Source organism: Photorhabdus laumondii subsp. laumondii (assembly GCF_003343245.1).
Taxonomy (GTDB): domain Bacteria; phylum Pseudomonadota; class Gammaproteobacteria; order Enterobacterales; family Enterobacteriaceae; genus Photorhabdus; species Photorhabdus laumondii.
The window spans coordinates 2,109,410-2,123,193 of sequence record NZ_CP024901.1 but is presented as its reverse complement, the minus strand read 5'-3'; the positions used below and the strand labels follow the sequence as shown (position 1 = coordinate 2,123,193).

General features: G+C 40.9%; 12 protein-coding genes. 6 read left to right on the top strand and 6 right to left on the bottom strand.

The window, feature by feature from the left end; translation table 11 throughout:
* Nucleotides 1-22 precede the first annotated feature (22 nt).
* Nucleotides 23-2,164: a YccS family putative transporter gene (gene yccS, locus PluTT01m_RS09220; RefSeq protein WP_011146056.1), complete on the top strand. Its 2,142-nt coding sequence runs from the start codon at nucleotides 23-25 to the stop codon at nucleotides 2,162-2,164.
* 59 nt (nucleotides 2,165-2,223) lie between these two features.
* Here the strand turns inward: yccS and PluTT01m_RS09215 are convergent, their stop codons facing one another.
* On the bottom strand, nucleotides 2,224-2,826 hold the full coding sequence (locus tag PluTT01m_RS09215) for a TfoX/Sxy family DNA transformation protein (protein ID WP_011146055.1): 603 nt from the start codon (nucleotides 2,824-2,826) through the stop codon (nucleotides 2,224-2,226).
* 248 nt (nucleotides 2,827-3,074) lie between these two features.
* On the opposite strand from PluTT01m_RS09215, the gene sulA reads away from it, so the two are divergent.
* Both sulA and ompA read left to right on the top strand, forming a co-directional pair.
* Nucleotides 3,075-3,608 (top strand): SOS-induced cell division inhibitor SulA, encoded by a 534-nt coding sequence (gene sulA, locus PluTT01m_RS09210; protein WP_011146054.1) that lies wholly within the window; start codon nucleotides 3,075-3,077, stop codon nucleotides 3,606-3,608.
* 684 nt (nucleotides 3,609-4,292) lie between these two features.
* Nucleotides 4,293-5,399: a porin OmpA gene (ompA, locus tag PluTT01m_RS09205; RefSeq protein WP_011146053.1), complete on the top strand. Its 1,107-nt coding sequence runs from the start codon at nucleotides 4,293-4,295 to the stop codon at nucleotides 5,397-5,399.
* A 149-nt stretch (nucleotides 5,400-5,548) separates the two neighbouring features.
* On the opposite strand, the gene matP is transcribed toward ompA, so the two are convergent.
* Entirely contained in the window at nucleotides 5,549-6,004 is a 456-nt protein-coding gene (gene matP, locus PluTT01m_RS09200) for a macrodomain Ter protein MatP (protein WP_011146052.1), read from the bottom strand.
* A 206-nt stretch (nucleotides 6,005-6,210) separates the two neighbouring features.
* Here matP and PluTT01m_RS09195 point away from each other — a divergent pair, with 206 nt between their 5' ends.
* The 3 genes from PluTT01m_RS09195 to PluTT01m_RS09185 all read left to right on the top strand — a co-directional run bounded on the left by PluTT01m_RS09195 (nucleotide 6,211) and on the right by PluTT01m_RS09185 (nucleotide 9,307).
* Complete coding sequence (locus PluTT01m_RS09195) at nucleotides 6,211-7,941, top strand: AAA family ATPase (protein WP_011146051.1); 1,731 nt, start codon at nucleotides 6,211-6,213, stop codon at nucleotides 7,939-7,941.
* Between the two features lie 83 nt (nucleotides 7,942-8,024).
* Nucleotides 8,025-8,543 carry a bifunctional 3-hydroxydecanoyl-ACP dehydratase/trans-2-decenoyl-ACP isomerase gene (fabA, locus tag PluTT01m_RS09190; protein WP_011146050.1) on the top strand — a complete coding sequence of 173 codons (519 nt, stop codon included), beginning with the start codon at nucleotides 8,025-8,027 and terminating at the stop codon, nucleotides 8,541-8,543.
* 425 nt (nucleotides 8,544-8,968) lie between these two features.
* Nucleotides 8,969-9,307 (top strand): hypothetical protein, encoded by a 339-nt coding sequence (locus PluTT01m_RS09185; RefSeq protein WP_011146048.1) that lies wholly within the window; start codon nucleotides 8,969-8,971, stop codon nucleotides 9,305-9,307.
* Nucleotides 9,308-9,888: 581 nt separating this feature from the next.
* On the opposite strand, the gene rmf is transcribed toward PluTT01m_RS09185, so the two are convergent.
* From rmf to pqiA, 4 genes are all read right to left on the bottom strand, one after another.
* The gene (rmf, locus tag PluTT01m_RS09180) at nucleotides 9,889-10,056 is read right to left on the bottom strand and encodes a ribosome modulation factor (protein WP_011146047.1); all 168 of its coding nucleotides are present in this window, start codon (nucleotides 10,054-10,056) and stop codon (nucleotides 9,889-9,891) included.
* A 246-nt stretch (nucleotides 10,057-10,302) separates the two neighbouring features.
* The gene (gene pqiC, locus PluTT01m_RS09175) at nucleotides 10,303-10,866 is read right to left on the bottom strand and encodes a membrane integrity-associated transporter subunit PqiC (RefSeq protein WP_011146046.1); all 564 of its coding nucleotides are present in this window, start codon (nucleotides 10,864-10,866) and stop codon (nucleotides 10,303-10,305) included.
* Nucleotides 10,863-12,512 (bottom strand): intermembrane transport protein PqiB, encoded by a 1,650-nt coding sequence (gene pqiB, locus PluTT01m_RS09170; RefSeq protein ID WP_011146045.1) that lies wholly within the window; start codon nucleotides 12,510-12,512, stop codon nucleotides 10,863-10,865. The genes pqiC and pqiB overlap by 4 nt, the downstream gene beginning before the upstream one ends.
* Before the next feature lie 20 nt (nucleotides 12,513-12,532).
* The gene (pqiA, locus tag PluTT01m_RS09165) at nucleotides 12,533-13,780 is read right to left on the bottom strand and encodes a membrane integrity-associated transporter subunit PqiA (RefSeq protein ID WP_011146044.1); all 1,248 of its coding nucleotides are present in this window, start codon (nucleotides 13,778-13,780) and stop codon (nucleotides 12,533-12,535) included.
* Nucleotides 13,781-13,784 lie beyond the last annotated feature (4 nt).

Genomic DNA, 13,784 nt, shown 5'->3' with positions numbered 1-13,784 from the left:
ATTATTACCTCAGAGGTATTTTGTGCTAACTGCTTTCTCTGGTCTACGCCGTTTTCTTTATAACAGTCATTTTCTCTACTATAACCGTATCCTAATCGCCTTGGCTGGAACAACACTAGTGCCTTGGTTTCTGGATAAAGAACCTAAAATAACTATCTCATTGACCTTGGGCGTTGTTGCCGCAGCACTCGCTGATCTTGATGATCGTCTGACTGGTCGTTTACGTAATCTAGTGATTACGCTAATCTCTTTCTTTATCGCTTCAGTCTCTATTGAATTACTGTTCCCTTATCCCTGGCTTTTTACCATTGGACTGGCGTTATCCACTTGCAGTTTTATCTTACTGGGAGCTCTCGGACAACGTTATGCCACTATTGCATTTGGTGCGTTGCTGATCGCAATTTATACCATGCTTGGCTCATCTATTTTCCCACTATGGTATCAACAACCCCTATTACTGCTGACAGGTGCAATCTGGTATAACCTGTTAACTCTAACGGGCCATTTACTGTTCCCTATTCGCCCATTACAAGACAATCTAGCACGTTGTTACCAACAACTTGCAGTTTACCTTGATGCTAAAGCTAATCTGTTTGATCCCGATATAATAGAAGAAGGATACCAGCAATCTGTCGTTAATGTAGCAATGGCAAACAGTGTCTTAGTTAACACGCTAAATCAAGCCAAAACCTCCCTACTGACCCGTCTGAAAGGCGATAACCGCCAACGCGGAACTCACCACACTCTGCATTATTACTTTGTTGCACAAGATATTCACGAACGGGCAAGTTCATCTCATGTGCAATATCAGAGCCTATTACATACTTTCCGTTACAGCGATATTCTGTTCCGCTTTCAACGTCTTCTCTCTGTGCAAGCCCGTGTATGCGAACAGATTGCTCAATCGATACTTTGGCACAAACCATACCAGCACAATCCGCGTATCGAACGTGCATTTAACTATTTGGAAAGTTCCCTGCAACAACTCAGTCAACAACAGAAACATAACCTCAAGATTACCGCCTTATATAATTTGCTGAAAAACCTACGCGCGATTGATGCACAATTAGCAAGTATGAGTTCTGGACGATACAATCTTTCCAAAGACAGAGAAGATGAGACTCAACTATCTGACGAAACGTTGACTGGCTGGCGTGATATCTGTCTAAGGCTCAACCATCATCTAACCCCACAATCAGCCCTGTTCCGCCATGCAATCCGTATGTCTGTTCTGCTATGTAGTGGCTACACCATGATCCAGTGGTTAGATTTACAACATGGGTATTGGATTTTACTAACCAGTTTATTTGTTTGCCAACCCAACTACAGCGCTACTCGCCGCCGTTTAACACTGAGAATAATAGGAACCGTTGCCGGCGTATTGATCGGCTTACCAATCCTTTACTTTGTGCCATCCATTGAGGGGCAACTGGTGTTAATTGTCATTTCTGGTGTATTGTTCTTCGTCTTCCGTAACACCCAATATGCACATGCAACCCTGTTTATCACATTACTGGTATTATTATGCTTCAATTTGTTAGGTGAAGGCTTTGACGTCGCATTACCAAGAATTATTGATACATTAATTGGTTGTGGTAGCGCCTGGTTAGCCGTAAATTTCATTTGGCCAGACTGGAAATTCCGCCAGTTATCACAAGTGATAAACCGGACGATGAATACCAACTGTCGCTACCTTGATGCCATTTTAGTTCAATATTATCAGGGAAAAGATAATGGATTGACCTATCGAATTGCCCGCCGTGATGCCCATAATAGTGATGCAGAACTGGTATCCGCTATTTCAAACATGTCTGCCGAGCCGAAAAGTGACCAAACTTCTCAAGAAAAAGCATTCCAGCTATTGTGCCTAAATCACACCATGCTAAGTTACATCTCTGCGCTGGGAGCACATCGAGATAAATTGGATAATAAAGCTATTCTGGATATTCTTAATGATGCCGTTTGTTATGTCGATACAGCATTAAAATCGATATTAATAGACGATGATAGAATTAAGCAAATACCTGTCAACATAGTGAAAAGAATTGAGCAAGCGCCGGCAGAAAGAAATAGTAAAGAGCAACTGGTATTGCAACAAATCAGTTTATTAATAGAATTGCTACCTAAAATCACCAATATCATTAAACAAATTAATCAATTATAACCAGATTGACATACTGGGGCAGTTGACTGCCCCTTCTTTTAGCTGTTCACGATAAAGATCTAACAAGCCAATTCTTTGTGCCAGCGTAATAAATCATTACGGATCTGTACCGGTAAAACGGCTGAATGGCATCCTTCAATTGCACCAGCCAAAGCAAGTAACAAACTAACATTAGAATTTCTTTTATATTGATGCAGTTTTAAATAACTGGCTTTCGCACCTAACAACCGCAAATCTTCAACTTTACATATTCCGACTTTCCATAACTGACGTTCCAAAGACATTCCAAGATTAGGCAAATCCTTCAAACGCTCTGGTATCTTCTTTTTACCCGCCATTTCAATAAATGAGTAATGATAAGCCAAATACGCATATTGAGATAACAACTCTTGATCTTGCCAAAGTGACTCAACAACTTGATAATAACGCAAAGTTACAGGCACCCCTTTTTTCGAGTAAATATAGTTTTTCATTCCTCTGGCTTTAAATAATACTTCAGCATGGCCATTTCCTCTTAAATATAATTCTCCATCAGCAATAATAGCGAACATAATCCCATCAGCTAACAGGCTGTAACCGCCGAACTGTGGCTTCCTTGTCAGTGCCCCAAACGAAGAAAAACCATTTTTGAGTTGAGTAAAACGTACCTCAGACAAAAACATACAGATCACTCCATGAGTTTTGTGCAAATAAATCTCTTATCCATAGATTTGTTCCAGTTATTAGTAAAATAAATAACAGGAACAAGCAATTAAAAACATACGCAATCCAATTTTATCTGCCAATGGTTAAATGAGTTTACAGCCATTTACAGTCAATATTTGCGAAGCTCTTTGAAAAAATAGACTTGATCTTAGCTTGGCATGAAGATACTGTATATTAATACAGTTAATTATGGCGAGGTTCATTTATGGGCATTCAATCATCCTGGTTTTACTCTTCTAAACATCAGTCAGCCAAAAGAGAGGGTATGGTGAAAGAGGGTAAAGGAGGTATAGTGAGTGAATTGATTTATAGTAATAACCAATATAGTGATAACCAATATAGCGATAACCAAGCGGTCATTAATCGTATATTGCTACCTTTGTTACGCCAATCTGGAAATGAAGCCCGCTGGTTGCTATGGGTTAGTCCACATAAAAAACTGAGCCGCCAATGGTTAATTAACTCTGGATTACCTTTAGATAAGATTATCCAATTAAATCGCATGAGCTCCATTACAACGGTAGAAGCAATGGAAAGAGCATTGGCGAGTGGTAATTACAGCGTGGTGCTTGGCTGGTTACCAACGTTATCGGGAAAAGATACCGTGAGATTACAGGCTGCGGCACAAAAAGGTAATGCACTAGGCTTTATTATGCGCCCACAAGATGTAAGTAAAGAAACTAGCCGTGCTGAATCGCGATCGGATTTACTAAAAATCCACTCCATTCACTACCATTGACTAAAACCAAGCATTATCGCAATATTCATAACACAAAATAGCCAATTCAGACCAAGAACCACTGATCACAATTAAAATCAATTAATTAAGGTAAGATCAGTTGTAAAGAATAGTAAAGTTTTTTTGAAATCATACATTATCTTTTAAATTTTTTACTCTATTAATCAAGGGGCACTTGTAACTTTTTAACTTCGTTGTAGACTTTACACCATTAAAGGTTACTGCACTTACTACCTTTGTATTGTTTAGTCCATCGGTTTTATGGAAGTGCAGTATTCCTAACTGAGTTCTTTAATCAATATGGCTCAACAGCCTATCTTAGTAGATATTAAAAGATACGATACCCTATAGATTTCAAGATGCATCGCGACGGCAAGGGAGTGAATCCCCGGGAGCATAGATAACTATGTGACTGGGGTGAGCGAGTGCAGCCAACAAAGAGGCAACTTGAAAGATGACGGGTATAAATTAGTGCGGGCCATTCTTATGGGTAAACAGTGAACACGGAAATGCGTAAAATTCAAAGCGTACACACAATAACGGTACCGAAGAATTTGAACACAACTCAGTGTTCGCTTTTATTACAAAGAATGGCAAATGAAATAGCCTAATGGGGTAGGCAGTAAGTAAAAAGGCTCCCAAAGCCAATTGCCTATTGGGTGATGATAATAACGAGGCGTTAAAATGAAAAAGATAGCTATCGCGGTAGCAGTGGCAGTGGCCGCTTTCACAACTGCAACGCAAGCAGCTCCAAAAGACAACACTTGGTATACCGGTGGTAAGTTGGGTTGGTCCCAATACCATGACGTGAATTTCTACGGTAACGGTTATACCAGTGCAATCGGTAATGGCCCTACTCACAAAAACCAATTGGGTGCGGGTGCTTTCTTAGGTTATCAAGCCAATCCGTACCTAGGTTTTGAAATAGGTTACGACTGGTTAGGCCGTATGCCTTACAAAGGCAGCGTCAATAATGGTGCCTTCAAAGCCCACGGTTTCCAAATGGCAACCAAACTGAGCTATCCAATTATGGATGACTTGGATATCTATACTCGCCTGGGTGGTATGGTTTGGCGGGCAGATTCCAAAGCAACTTATAGCGCAACCAATACTCATCTGAAAAATCATGATACCGGTGTTTCTCCACTGGCAGCTATCGGTGTTGAGTATGCGATAACTAAAGACTGGGCTACTCGTCTGGATTACCAGTGGGTTAACAATATCGGGGATGCAGGTTCAGTAGGTGCACGTCCTGATAACGGTCTGTTGAGCGTAGGTGTTTCTTACCGCTTCGGCCAAGATGAAGCAGCAGCCCCAATTGTTGCTCCAGCTCCGGTTGTTGCTCCAACACCAGCTCCAGCACCCGTTGTTGAAAATAAACGTTTTACCCTGCGTTCTGATGTGCTGTTCGAATTTGCAAGTTCTGAGCTGAAAGCCGAAGGTAAGCACAATCTGGATCAACTCTATACTGAGTTAGCAAATATCGACCCAAATCAGGGCAAAGTACTGGTTTTAGGCTACACCGACCGTATCGGTAAAGATGTTTACAATCAGAAACTGTCTCAGAAACGCGCTCAAAGTGTAGTTGACTATCTGGTATCTAAAGGTATCCCTTCCGGCAGCATCAGCGCGGAAGGTCACGGTAAAGCAAACCCAGTCACTGGTTCTACCTGTGATAAGGTTCACAAACCTAACCTAATCAACTGCCTGGCACCAGATCGTCGCGTAGAGATCGAAATTCAAGGTACTAAAGAGGTTGTTACTCAAGCACAATCTCAATCTGCTCAATAATAGCCTTTCTTGGTTATCATTAATCATTAAAAGCTCAGAAAGCCCCATCGTCAGACTGGGGTTTTCTTTTACCGATAGTGAAATTTTATATCAAACTTATTAAGAAGCTTGTGGCGATACCAGCCTATAACAACCTATCACAACTGAAATTACTCTTTCTTACCCAGAATAGCTTCCAAGTCGTGTTTCAAGCTGGACATCTGATTGGCATACTTTTCTTTCCGCTCAGCATCTTCAATTAACTGGATAATAGTTTCAGACAGTGTATTACCCCGTCGCTGAGAAAGTGCAGATAAGCGATGCCACACAGGAAAATCTAAGTCGATGGATTTCTTGCGAGTATGCTGATGTTCCGCATTAAAATGCCGTTTACGCCGAGCGCGGATAGTTTGTTTCATCCGGTTGGATAAATCAGGATTCATATGCTGCTCAATCCATTTCAGTACCCTTACCGGTTCACTCTCAAGTTCAATGAGTTTATCAACGGCTGCATGAGCTGCACTGTTTTCAATATATTTAGTAATTAGCTCGCCTTCTTGATGTTTTTTCATCAGATAAGTCCACTTCCAGCCACATTCCAAATTTTCCAGTTGTTGATATTTCATCTTACTTTCTCAGTGACAGCGTAACTAAAAATAAGCATAACAACTATTTTAGTAAATTGCTTATAGCCAAACTGATTAATATCCGTTTTTTGAAAAAATTATTTTTTACATAAAGTGTCTGCAATAGCAAACATTCAAGCATGTTGGTTTATATCTTAATCTTGTATAATCGACGCTTTCCTACTTTACAACATACAGCGATCACTTTGACCACTAACAAACTAGACTGGCAGGCATTACTGCCGAATTGCGTTCCTTATGATGCGCTTTTTCATTCTGCTTCCCAACAGGCGTCTGCCAGCATGGAAGCCGTTCAATCACGGCTACATAGTGGTTTACAGCTTTTTTGCCGGATGGATTCCCGCCAGCCTTTTATGCTATTGAAAGCCGAAGAATGTGATATTTATTTGTCAGCATTAGCTGAGTCTATCCGTCCATTACTCACGAAAGAGCTTCCCCAAATTGGTGGCAATTATCACATACAGCAACAGAAAATTAGCTGGCAACCCTCAACAGCAGGCCATTTCACACCTGAGTTACGCGTCGCCTATCGTGAATGGATAGAAGCAGAGCAATTATTTGGCCGCTTCCATTCTCACAACGGAGAAATTCACTTACAACCCGGTCTGATTCATCAGGTAAATGGCGGTGTACTTATTCTACCGTTACGTACCCTACTGTCTCAGCCCTTAATGTGGGTTCGCCTGAAACAGATGATTATTCAGCAACGCTTTGAATGGTTGTCTCCGGATAGCAACAAACCGTTACCATTACCTATCCCTTCTATGCCATTAAAGCTACGTCTGATCCTGGTTGGAGATCGTCTAAGCCTTGAAGAGTTTCAGGCTACAGAACCTGAATTAGCAAAAAGCGCTCTATATGGCGAATTTGAGCTAGATATGCCATTTCATAATGAGCAGGATTTAAGCCTGTGGTGCAATTATATCAATGGGCTCATTCAACAATGGCAATTACCTCCATTGCATCATAATGCTTGGCCTGAGCTTGTCCAACAAGCAACCCGCCATGTAGAAGATCAACACCACCTGCCTTTGGATATGCTCTGGCTACAACGGCAACTGACTACTGCGGCACTCTATCAGCAAGAAAATCAGATTACAGCTCAATCAATTAAACAAGCAGAGGAAAATCGCCGCTGGCGTCACAATTATCTGCCTGAACGTGGTTTAGAAGAAATTCATAAAGGCCAGATTCTTATCCATACCCAAGGCATGGTCATTGGCCAAATTAATGGGTTATCTGTGCTAGAGTATCCCGGCCATCCTGATCCAGTAGGAGAGCCATCCCGTATCACTTGCGTGGCCCATATGGGAGATGGAGAATTTGTTGATGTTGAACGCAAAGTTGAGTTAGGTGGCAATATCCATGCGAAAGGCATGATGATTATGCAAGCATTTTTAATTTCCGAGCTAAAATTGGATCAACCACAACCTTTCTCTGCATCTATTGTATTTGAACAGTCCTATGGTGAAGTTGACGGCGACAGCGCTTCTCTTGCCGAATTATGCGCATTGATAAGTGCTCTTTCCCTGCAACCCATTGATCAACAACTAGCCGTCACAGGTGCAGTAGATCAATTTGGTTATGTTCAACCCATCGGTGGTATTAACGAAAAAATCGAAGGTTTCTTTGAAGTATGCCACCGCAGAGGGCTAACGGGTCAACAAGGTGTCATCCTACCAGCAGCGAATATCCATCATTTATGCCTTAATCAACCCATTGTAGATGCGGTAAAAGCGCAAAAATTTCATTTATGGTCAGTAAAACATGTTTCTGAAGCACTGCCTTTATTGACAGGTATCCCTTATTATGATCAACAAGAAACACACTTGTTAGCTATGATACAAGACCGTATAACACAGGCGAATAATCAGGAACGACCTAAATTCCCGTGGTTTCTTCGCTGGTTGGGTTAATTTAGAATGTCTGATCGGAGTTGTTCAGCGTACAAGTGTACTCTATTATTTACCCTACACTAAATATAAGGCTATCTGATAATATGGTTGATAAACTTAAATCCTACACAAAAGAAGATCTTATCGCGTCTGGACGCAGTGAGCTGTTCGGAGAAAATGGGCCGCCATTACCATCTGGTAATATGCTAATGATGGATCGCATCATTGAAATGACAGAAAACGGTGGTACCCACGATAAAGGTTACATAGAAGCCGAGCTGGATATTACCCCTGATTTATGGTTTTTCGACTGCCATTTTATTGATGACCCGGTAATGCCCGGCTGCCTCGGTCTTGATGCCATGTGGCAATTGGTTGGGTTCTTCCTTGGCTGGTTAGGCGGTGAAGGCAAAGGCCGTGCCCTTGGCGTTGGCGAAGTTAAGTTCACCGGCCAAGTATTACCAACGGCTAAAAAAGTCACTTACCGTATCAACTTTAAACGTGTCATTAACCGTAAATTGATTATGGGACTGGCTGATGGTGAAGTGTTAGTAGATGGTAAAATCATCTATACGGCAACGGATTTGAAAGTAGGCTTGTTTAAAGATACCAGCGCTTTCTAATCAATAATCAGTAACATATCGAAAAGGAAGGTGACTGGCTAATTGCTTTTCACCTTTTTTCACTAAAAGCATACTACCAAGTAATCAATATCTTAAAAAAATACCTGGTGCTATTTTTGCTCCCTCAAAGGTAATTCCGGTTATATCTCAGAGTATAGGATTCAATATTCATACAGAAAAAAATCAAATCAAGTCCTAACTTTGGCCTATCTCGACTAGAAATAACACAAATCCGCACCTGAATATCTGCATTACAAACACCCAATTGTCGCTGACCAATCAGTATACAATTGGCAAATTGTGCTATGATCAAATTGACCTGATATATCAAACAAGCTCACCAAAGCATACTGATAACAGGTAAAAGCATTAATAATGATTAAGATTGATGATTAATATTAACAAACACACCGAGGTAATATTATATGAACATCAGAAAAATACTGCTCATAATCATCGCATTGACTCTTACACCAACTGCCATTGCAAAACTCGATAGAATTGACGGTACCGTCGAAATGCTAAAAGCGCCTAACACAAATGGAGATTGCTATGGAAAAATAGCGACGCCTACCCGTGTCCAGGGATTTAGGTGGGTATGTACGATTAATGGCGGATCGACGCTATTATCATTGCTTCAAACAGCCTATACAAGTCATGAAACTATAACCATATCAGTCGATGGGATTGAAGAATATAGCCGTCTCTTTTGGGTTGAATTACATCATAAATGTTTATCAAACCCATCTTACTGCAATTATTGAATTACCATCATCTCTCGTATTTAGCAAATGGATTATTTAATGGCCGCAATTTCAGTCATCATGTTGAATAGGTTAAATAGGATATGTCACCTAGCGGCCACTCATTCACATATTACCTAATTCGCAAATAACAGCACAACAACATGAAAAAATTGTAATCCTGACATTGATAATACTTATCGATTTATTACATACAATGCATTAAATAACGTTTCATAATTCTGCTACACATAACCTTCTTCAACACATTGTTATGAAATTATTGGTGGTATAAAATGCGGCACTATTTTGGAATCTTATTTAAAGCTTTCATTACACGATGCTTTAATAATTTAATAATTTAATAATTTAATAAATAGCTGGTAAGCCATTGACGCCGGGAAAAACTTATTTTACACGGTACGAGCATTTTTACTTTAGTCACAACTGAAAGAAAATCTGGACAGAGAAAACTTACAGGATTCAATCTGACAGATATCTGTATAAACAATCAGTCACTGTCAGATTAAATTTGGGATATATACCACGTTGATAAGGAATGGAGGTTTTTCTCACCTAACCTATACCATCAGTTTGGCAGACTAAGCCATCATCGCCCTGTCTTCCATAGCCTGACGCCATCCTCCTAACCAATGAGAACGGGCATCTAATGAATAATAGGGACAATGCTCCCTTGGACGCCCCAAAATACCTGCATGGTACCCTCTCGATAATGCTCGTGCTAAACGATCTCGTTTCTGTCTCTTCATGCTTTTATTTACCTCATAAGCTAGATCAGTAGAAAGAAAACAGTGGTCATCATTTATCCAACCACAATTTAGAAATACCCCTATAAATTTTGAAAATCAAGTCAAGAAATTCATATTAATGTAATATTTGTTATATCAGTACAAAAAAAACGATAACGTATTAATAATAAAGAAAAATTTTTATCCTACTGATAATACCAATTTTCTCCGAGCGCAAAAGTTTTACACTCGGAGAATGACAGAGGGTTATGATTGGGAAATTAATTGACTGGCAATAGCTTGCACCAACTGACTCCATCCTTTTGCCAATGTGCGGACTAAATCATCGTAACCATCTTCTTCCTGTTTTAGCTCTAGATTAAAGGGCTGTTTAACGACACTCCCTTGATGAGTTAATGTCCAGTAACCTTGCAAAATCACCTTACCATCATAACGACCATGAAAACTGGTGACTGTCACGTCTAGAGTATCGGGCTTATTAACCAATGGTTGAGCAGAAACTAAACGCTGAGGCAATGCCATAGTCAACTCAGCTACCAGCACTTGCTGTAATTGTTGTTCAAGTGGACTTGCCCACAAGTGATTCGCCGCACTGACATAACTAACATCACTACTTTGATACACCACACCGGAGGAGGACAGATAATCGGACAACATAACCCGTTGTACCCATAATTGGCGATCATGCTGCACAATAGCACTCTTTTGTGATGCTATTGCCACTACCGGCAATTGATAGTAAGTTTTTTCTGGCTGACGGCTACAAGCAGAAATAAAAATCACTAAAATTAATGCCAATCTTCTCATCATTTTTTAGCCTTTTTCGGTTCTGGATCTTCAATTGGCTTAGACTCAAAAACTAACGCATTGCTCTTATTATTCAACGTCCTCAGAACAGGTCGCAGTTCACTCAATACTTGATCTAATCGCTGCATATTATCCAACATCTTATTATAAGCCGGTGAGCCAGGCTGAAAACCTTGCATACTGCGGCTAAACTCCTGCAATGTTTTCTGTATATCTTTTGGCAGATCTTTGGTTTCAGGATTCGCCAGCACCTTATTCAATTCATCAAGGGTCTGTTGTGCTTTTCTGATCGCTTTCTGGCTCTCTTCCAAAGTGCGAATAGCCTGATTAAACATTGGCTCAACCGGCATATTATTAATTTTGTCTAACGCTGCAATAACCTTATGTTGAATTTGAGCAAGGCCACCACTGATTGTCGGTAATAGCGGATAACCTGCAATTTCATACGGACCGGCCCACCCTTTTTCATTTGGATAGAAATCCAAATCAATAAACAGTGCCCCTGTCAGCAAATTACCTGACTTGAGGGACGCCCGCAGACCGCGTTTAGTTATGCTATTCAGCTCTTTCTCAACATCAAACCCTTCTCCCAACTCCTTCTCAAAGCGCTCCGGTTCAATCGAGATAAGTACTGGAATACGAAAATCGTTATCTAACCGCTGTCTCATTCCCTCTGAATAGAATGGTACTTTTGCCACAGTCCCCATACGGATACCACGGAACTCTACTGGCGCACCCGGCTGTAGCCCTCGAACGGAATCAGAGAAAAGCAACAGATAATCTTTATGTTCGGTATATAAAGAATCCTGAATGCTTCTTTGGTTGTCAAAAAGTTTATAAATAGCTTTTTCTTTAATTGGCTCTCCCAATTCCCAACCCTTAGGCACATCAAAACTGACACCACCACCAAACAGCGTTGATAACGAAGCCATTTCAACACGTACCCCCTGAGAAGACATATCAAAGGTAATACCACTCTCTTTCCAAAAGCGGACATTGCTTGTCAACAAACCATCATAAGGTGCATTAATAAATAGCTGATATCTCATCAGATGAGATTTCGGTTCAAACTCGCTGGTTTCAACAGAACCAACCCGATAACCACGAAACAACACCGGATCACCCGGATTGAGCTGGCCCGCTTTATCACTGATTAGGATGACGCGGATACCTTTTGCATCAGGTGAAGCCAATGGTGGTGAGTCCAACAAATTAAATTTATCTTCTTCATCACCATTTGTTCCCGGTTGAAGCTCAATAAAAGCCCCAGACAGAAGGGTACCAAGACCAGATACTCCATCACGGCCAATCTGCGGTTTCACTACCCAGAAAGCGCTGTCACTACGCAATAGGTTTTCCATGCCATCATTCAGCCGAGCTTTAATAATAACTTGACTAAGATTATCACTCAGCATGACCCTCTCAACTACGCCGACATCCACACTACGGCTTTTAATTTTAGTTTTTCCAGCTTCAATACCCTCCGCGTTGGAGGTAATCAACATCACTTCCGGCCCTTGGTGGTTGAAATGGTAAAACAATATCCAAGCACCAATAAGCACTGTCACAATTGGTACAATCCAAACTGGCGACCAACTTTTAATTTTATCGATTTTAGCCTGACTCTGGTCTTCAACTTTATCCGTCACCTTGACACCCCTTCATTGCCTTATAACGAATGTTTAACGTTGGCTCTATCCCAAATTAAACGCGGATCAAATGTCATTGCCGCAAACATAGTCAGGATCACAACTAAAGCAAAAATAACTGCCCCCATAGCAGGGTAGACACTCATCAATTTCCCCATACGTACCAGTGATGACAATATTGCGATAACAAATACATCAATCATTGACCAACGGCCAACAAATTCGACAACTTCATAAATAAAATGCATGCGGGAAGAATCCCGTTTACCGTGACCTTTGGTATCCCAACACAACCAGCCAATTGCCAGCATTTTCAGGGATGGCACCATAATACTAGCGATAAAAATGACTAAAGCGACCGGGTATGAACCGACACTCCACAGTAATATCACTCCAGCCATAATAGTGGAATCACTCTGGTTACCTAACGATTCTGTCACCATCATTGGCATGATATTAGCAGGAATATAAAGCATTAAAGCTGTCACTATCAGTGCCATTGTCCATTGCAGACTGTTGCGACGACGGGCATGCCCACGCGTATAACAACGTGAACATACCAATTGGTCTGCCGGTAAAATAGCCGTACAACACTGGCATAATCGAACACCCTGCACTAACCCCGATCTTCCTGCCTGTAACGGTATATTCACCTTAGGTGCGAGTGTTATCTGATTCCATAACCAGTGGCGATCCAAACATTGAAATGCTCTCACCTGGAGAAGGCAGAACAGACAATATGGCAAAAAACTTAAACCTAACCCAATATCACCATAAGCCATTAACTTAACAAAGCTGACTAACACCCCTGCCAGAAAGATTTCAACCATACACCAGCTTTTCATCTGAAATAACATTCTGGCCAACCAGACTTTTATCTTCTGAGAAATAACAACACTCTGGCACAAGAGAATAATCGCTACCATACAAAACGCAGGCACCAGTTGAACACAGAGCAAAAAGAATGTTCCCACACTGACGTAATTTTCATTAAACATCACCTGAGGGATTTGAGATAAGGTAATTTCACTGCTAATTCCCGCCACACTCATGCTGATAAACGGAAACAGGCAAGCCATTAACAGCATAAATAATGCACTGACTGCATAACCTGTTGGCTGATGTTTTGGTTCTTTCCACCATGTGACTAATGTCGTCTTACAACGAGGACAAATTGCCTTCGTTCCCTGAACCCATTCTGGCAATGTCACCAGCAAATCACATTGAGGGCACAATACCATTTCATGATGATGGTTAGCGGAACACAAGATC

Coding starts and splice junctions, on each gene's coding strand:
- PluTT01m_RS09215 (WP_011146055.1), bottom strand. CDS start 2,826: ATGTTTTTGTCTGAGGTACGTTTTACTCAACTCAAAAATGGTTTTTCT.
- sulA (WP_011146054.1), top strand. CDS start 3,075: ATGGGCATTCAATCATCCTGGTTTTACTCTTCTAAACATCAGTCAGCC.
- ompA (WP_011146053.1), top strand. CDS start 4,293: ATGAAAAAGATAGCTATCGCGGTAGCAGTGGCAGTGGCCGCTTTCACA.
- matP (WP_011146052.1), bottom strand. CDS start 6,004: ATGAAATATCAACAACTGGAAAATTTGGAATGTGGCTGGAAGTGGACT.
- fabA (WP_011146050.1), top strand. CDS start 8,025: ATGGTTGATAAACTTAAATCCTACACAAAAGAAGATCTTATCGCGTCT.
- PluTT01m_RS09185 (WP_011146048.1), top strand. CDS start 8,969: ATGAACATCAGAAAAATACTGCTCATAATCATCGCATTGACTCTTACA.
- rmf (WP_011146047.1), bottom strand. CDS start 10,056: ATGAAGAGACAGAAACGAGATCGTTTAGCACGAGCATTATCGAGAGGG.
- pqiC (WP_011146046.1), bottom strand. CDS start 10,866: ATGATGAGAAGATTGGCATTAATTTTAGTGATTTTTATTTCTGCTTGT.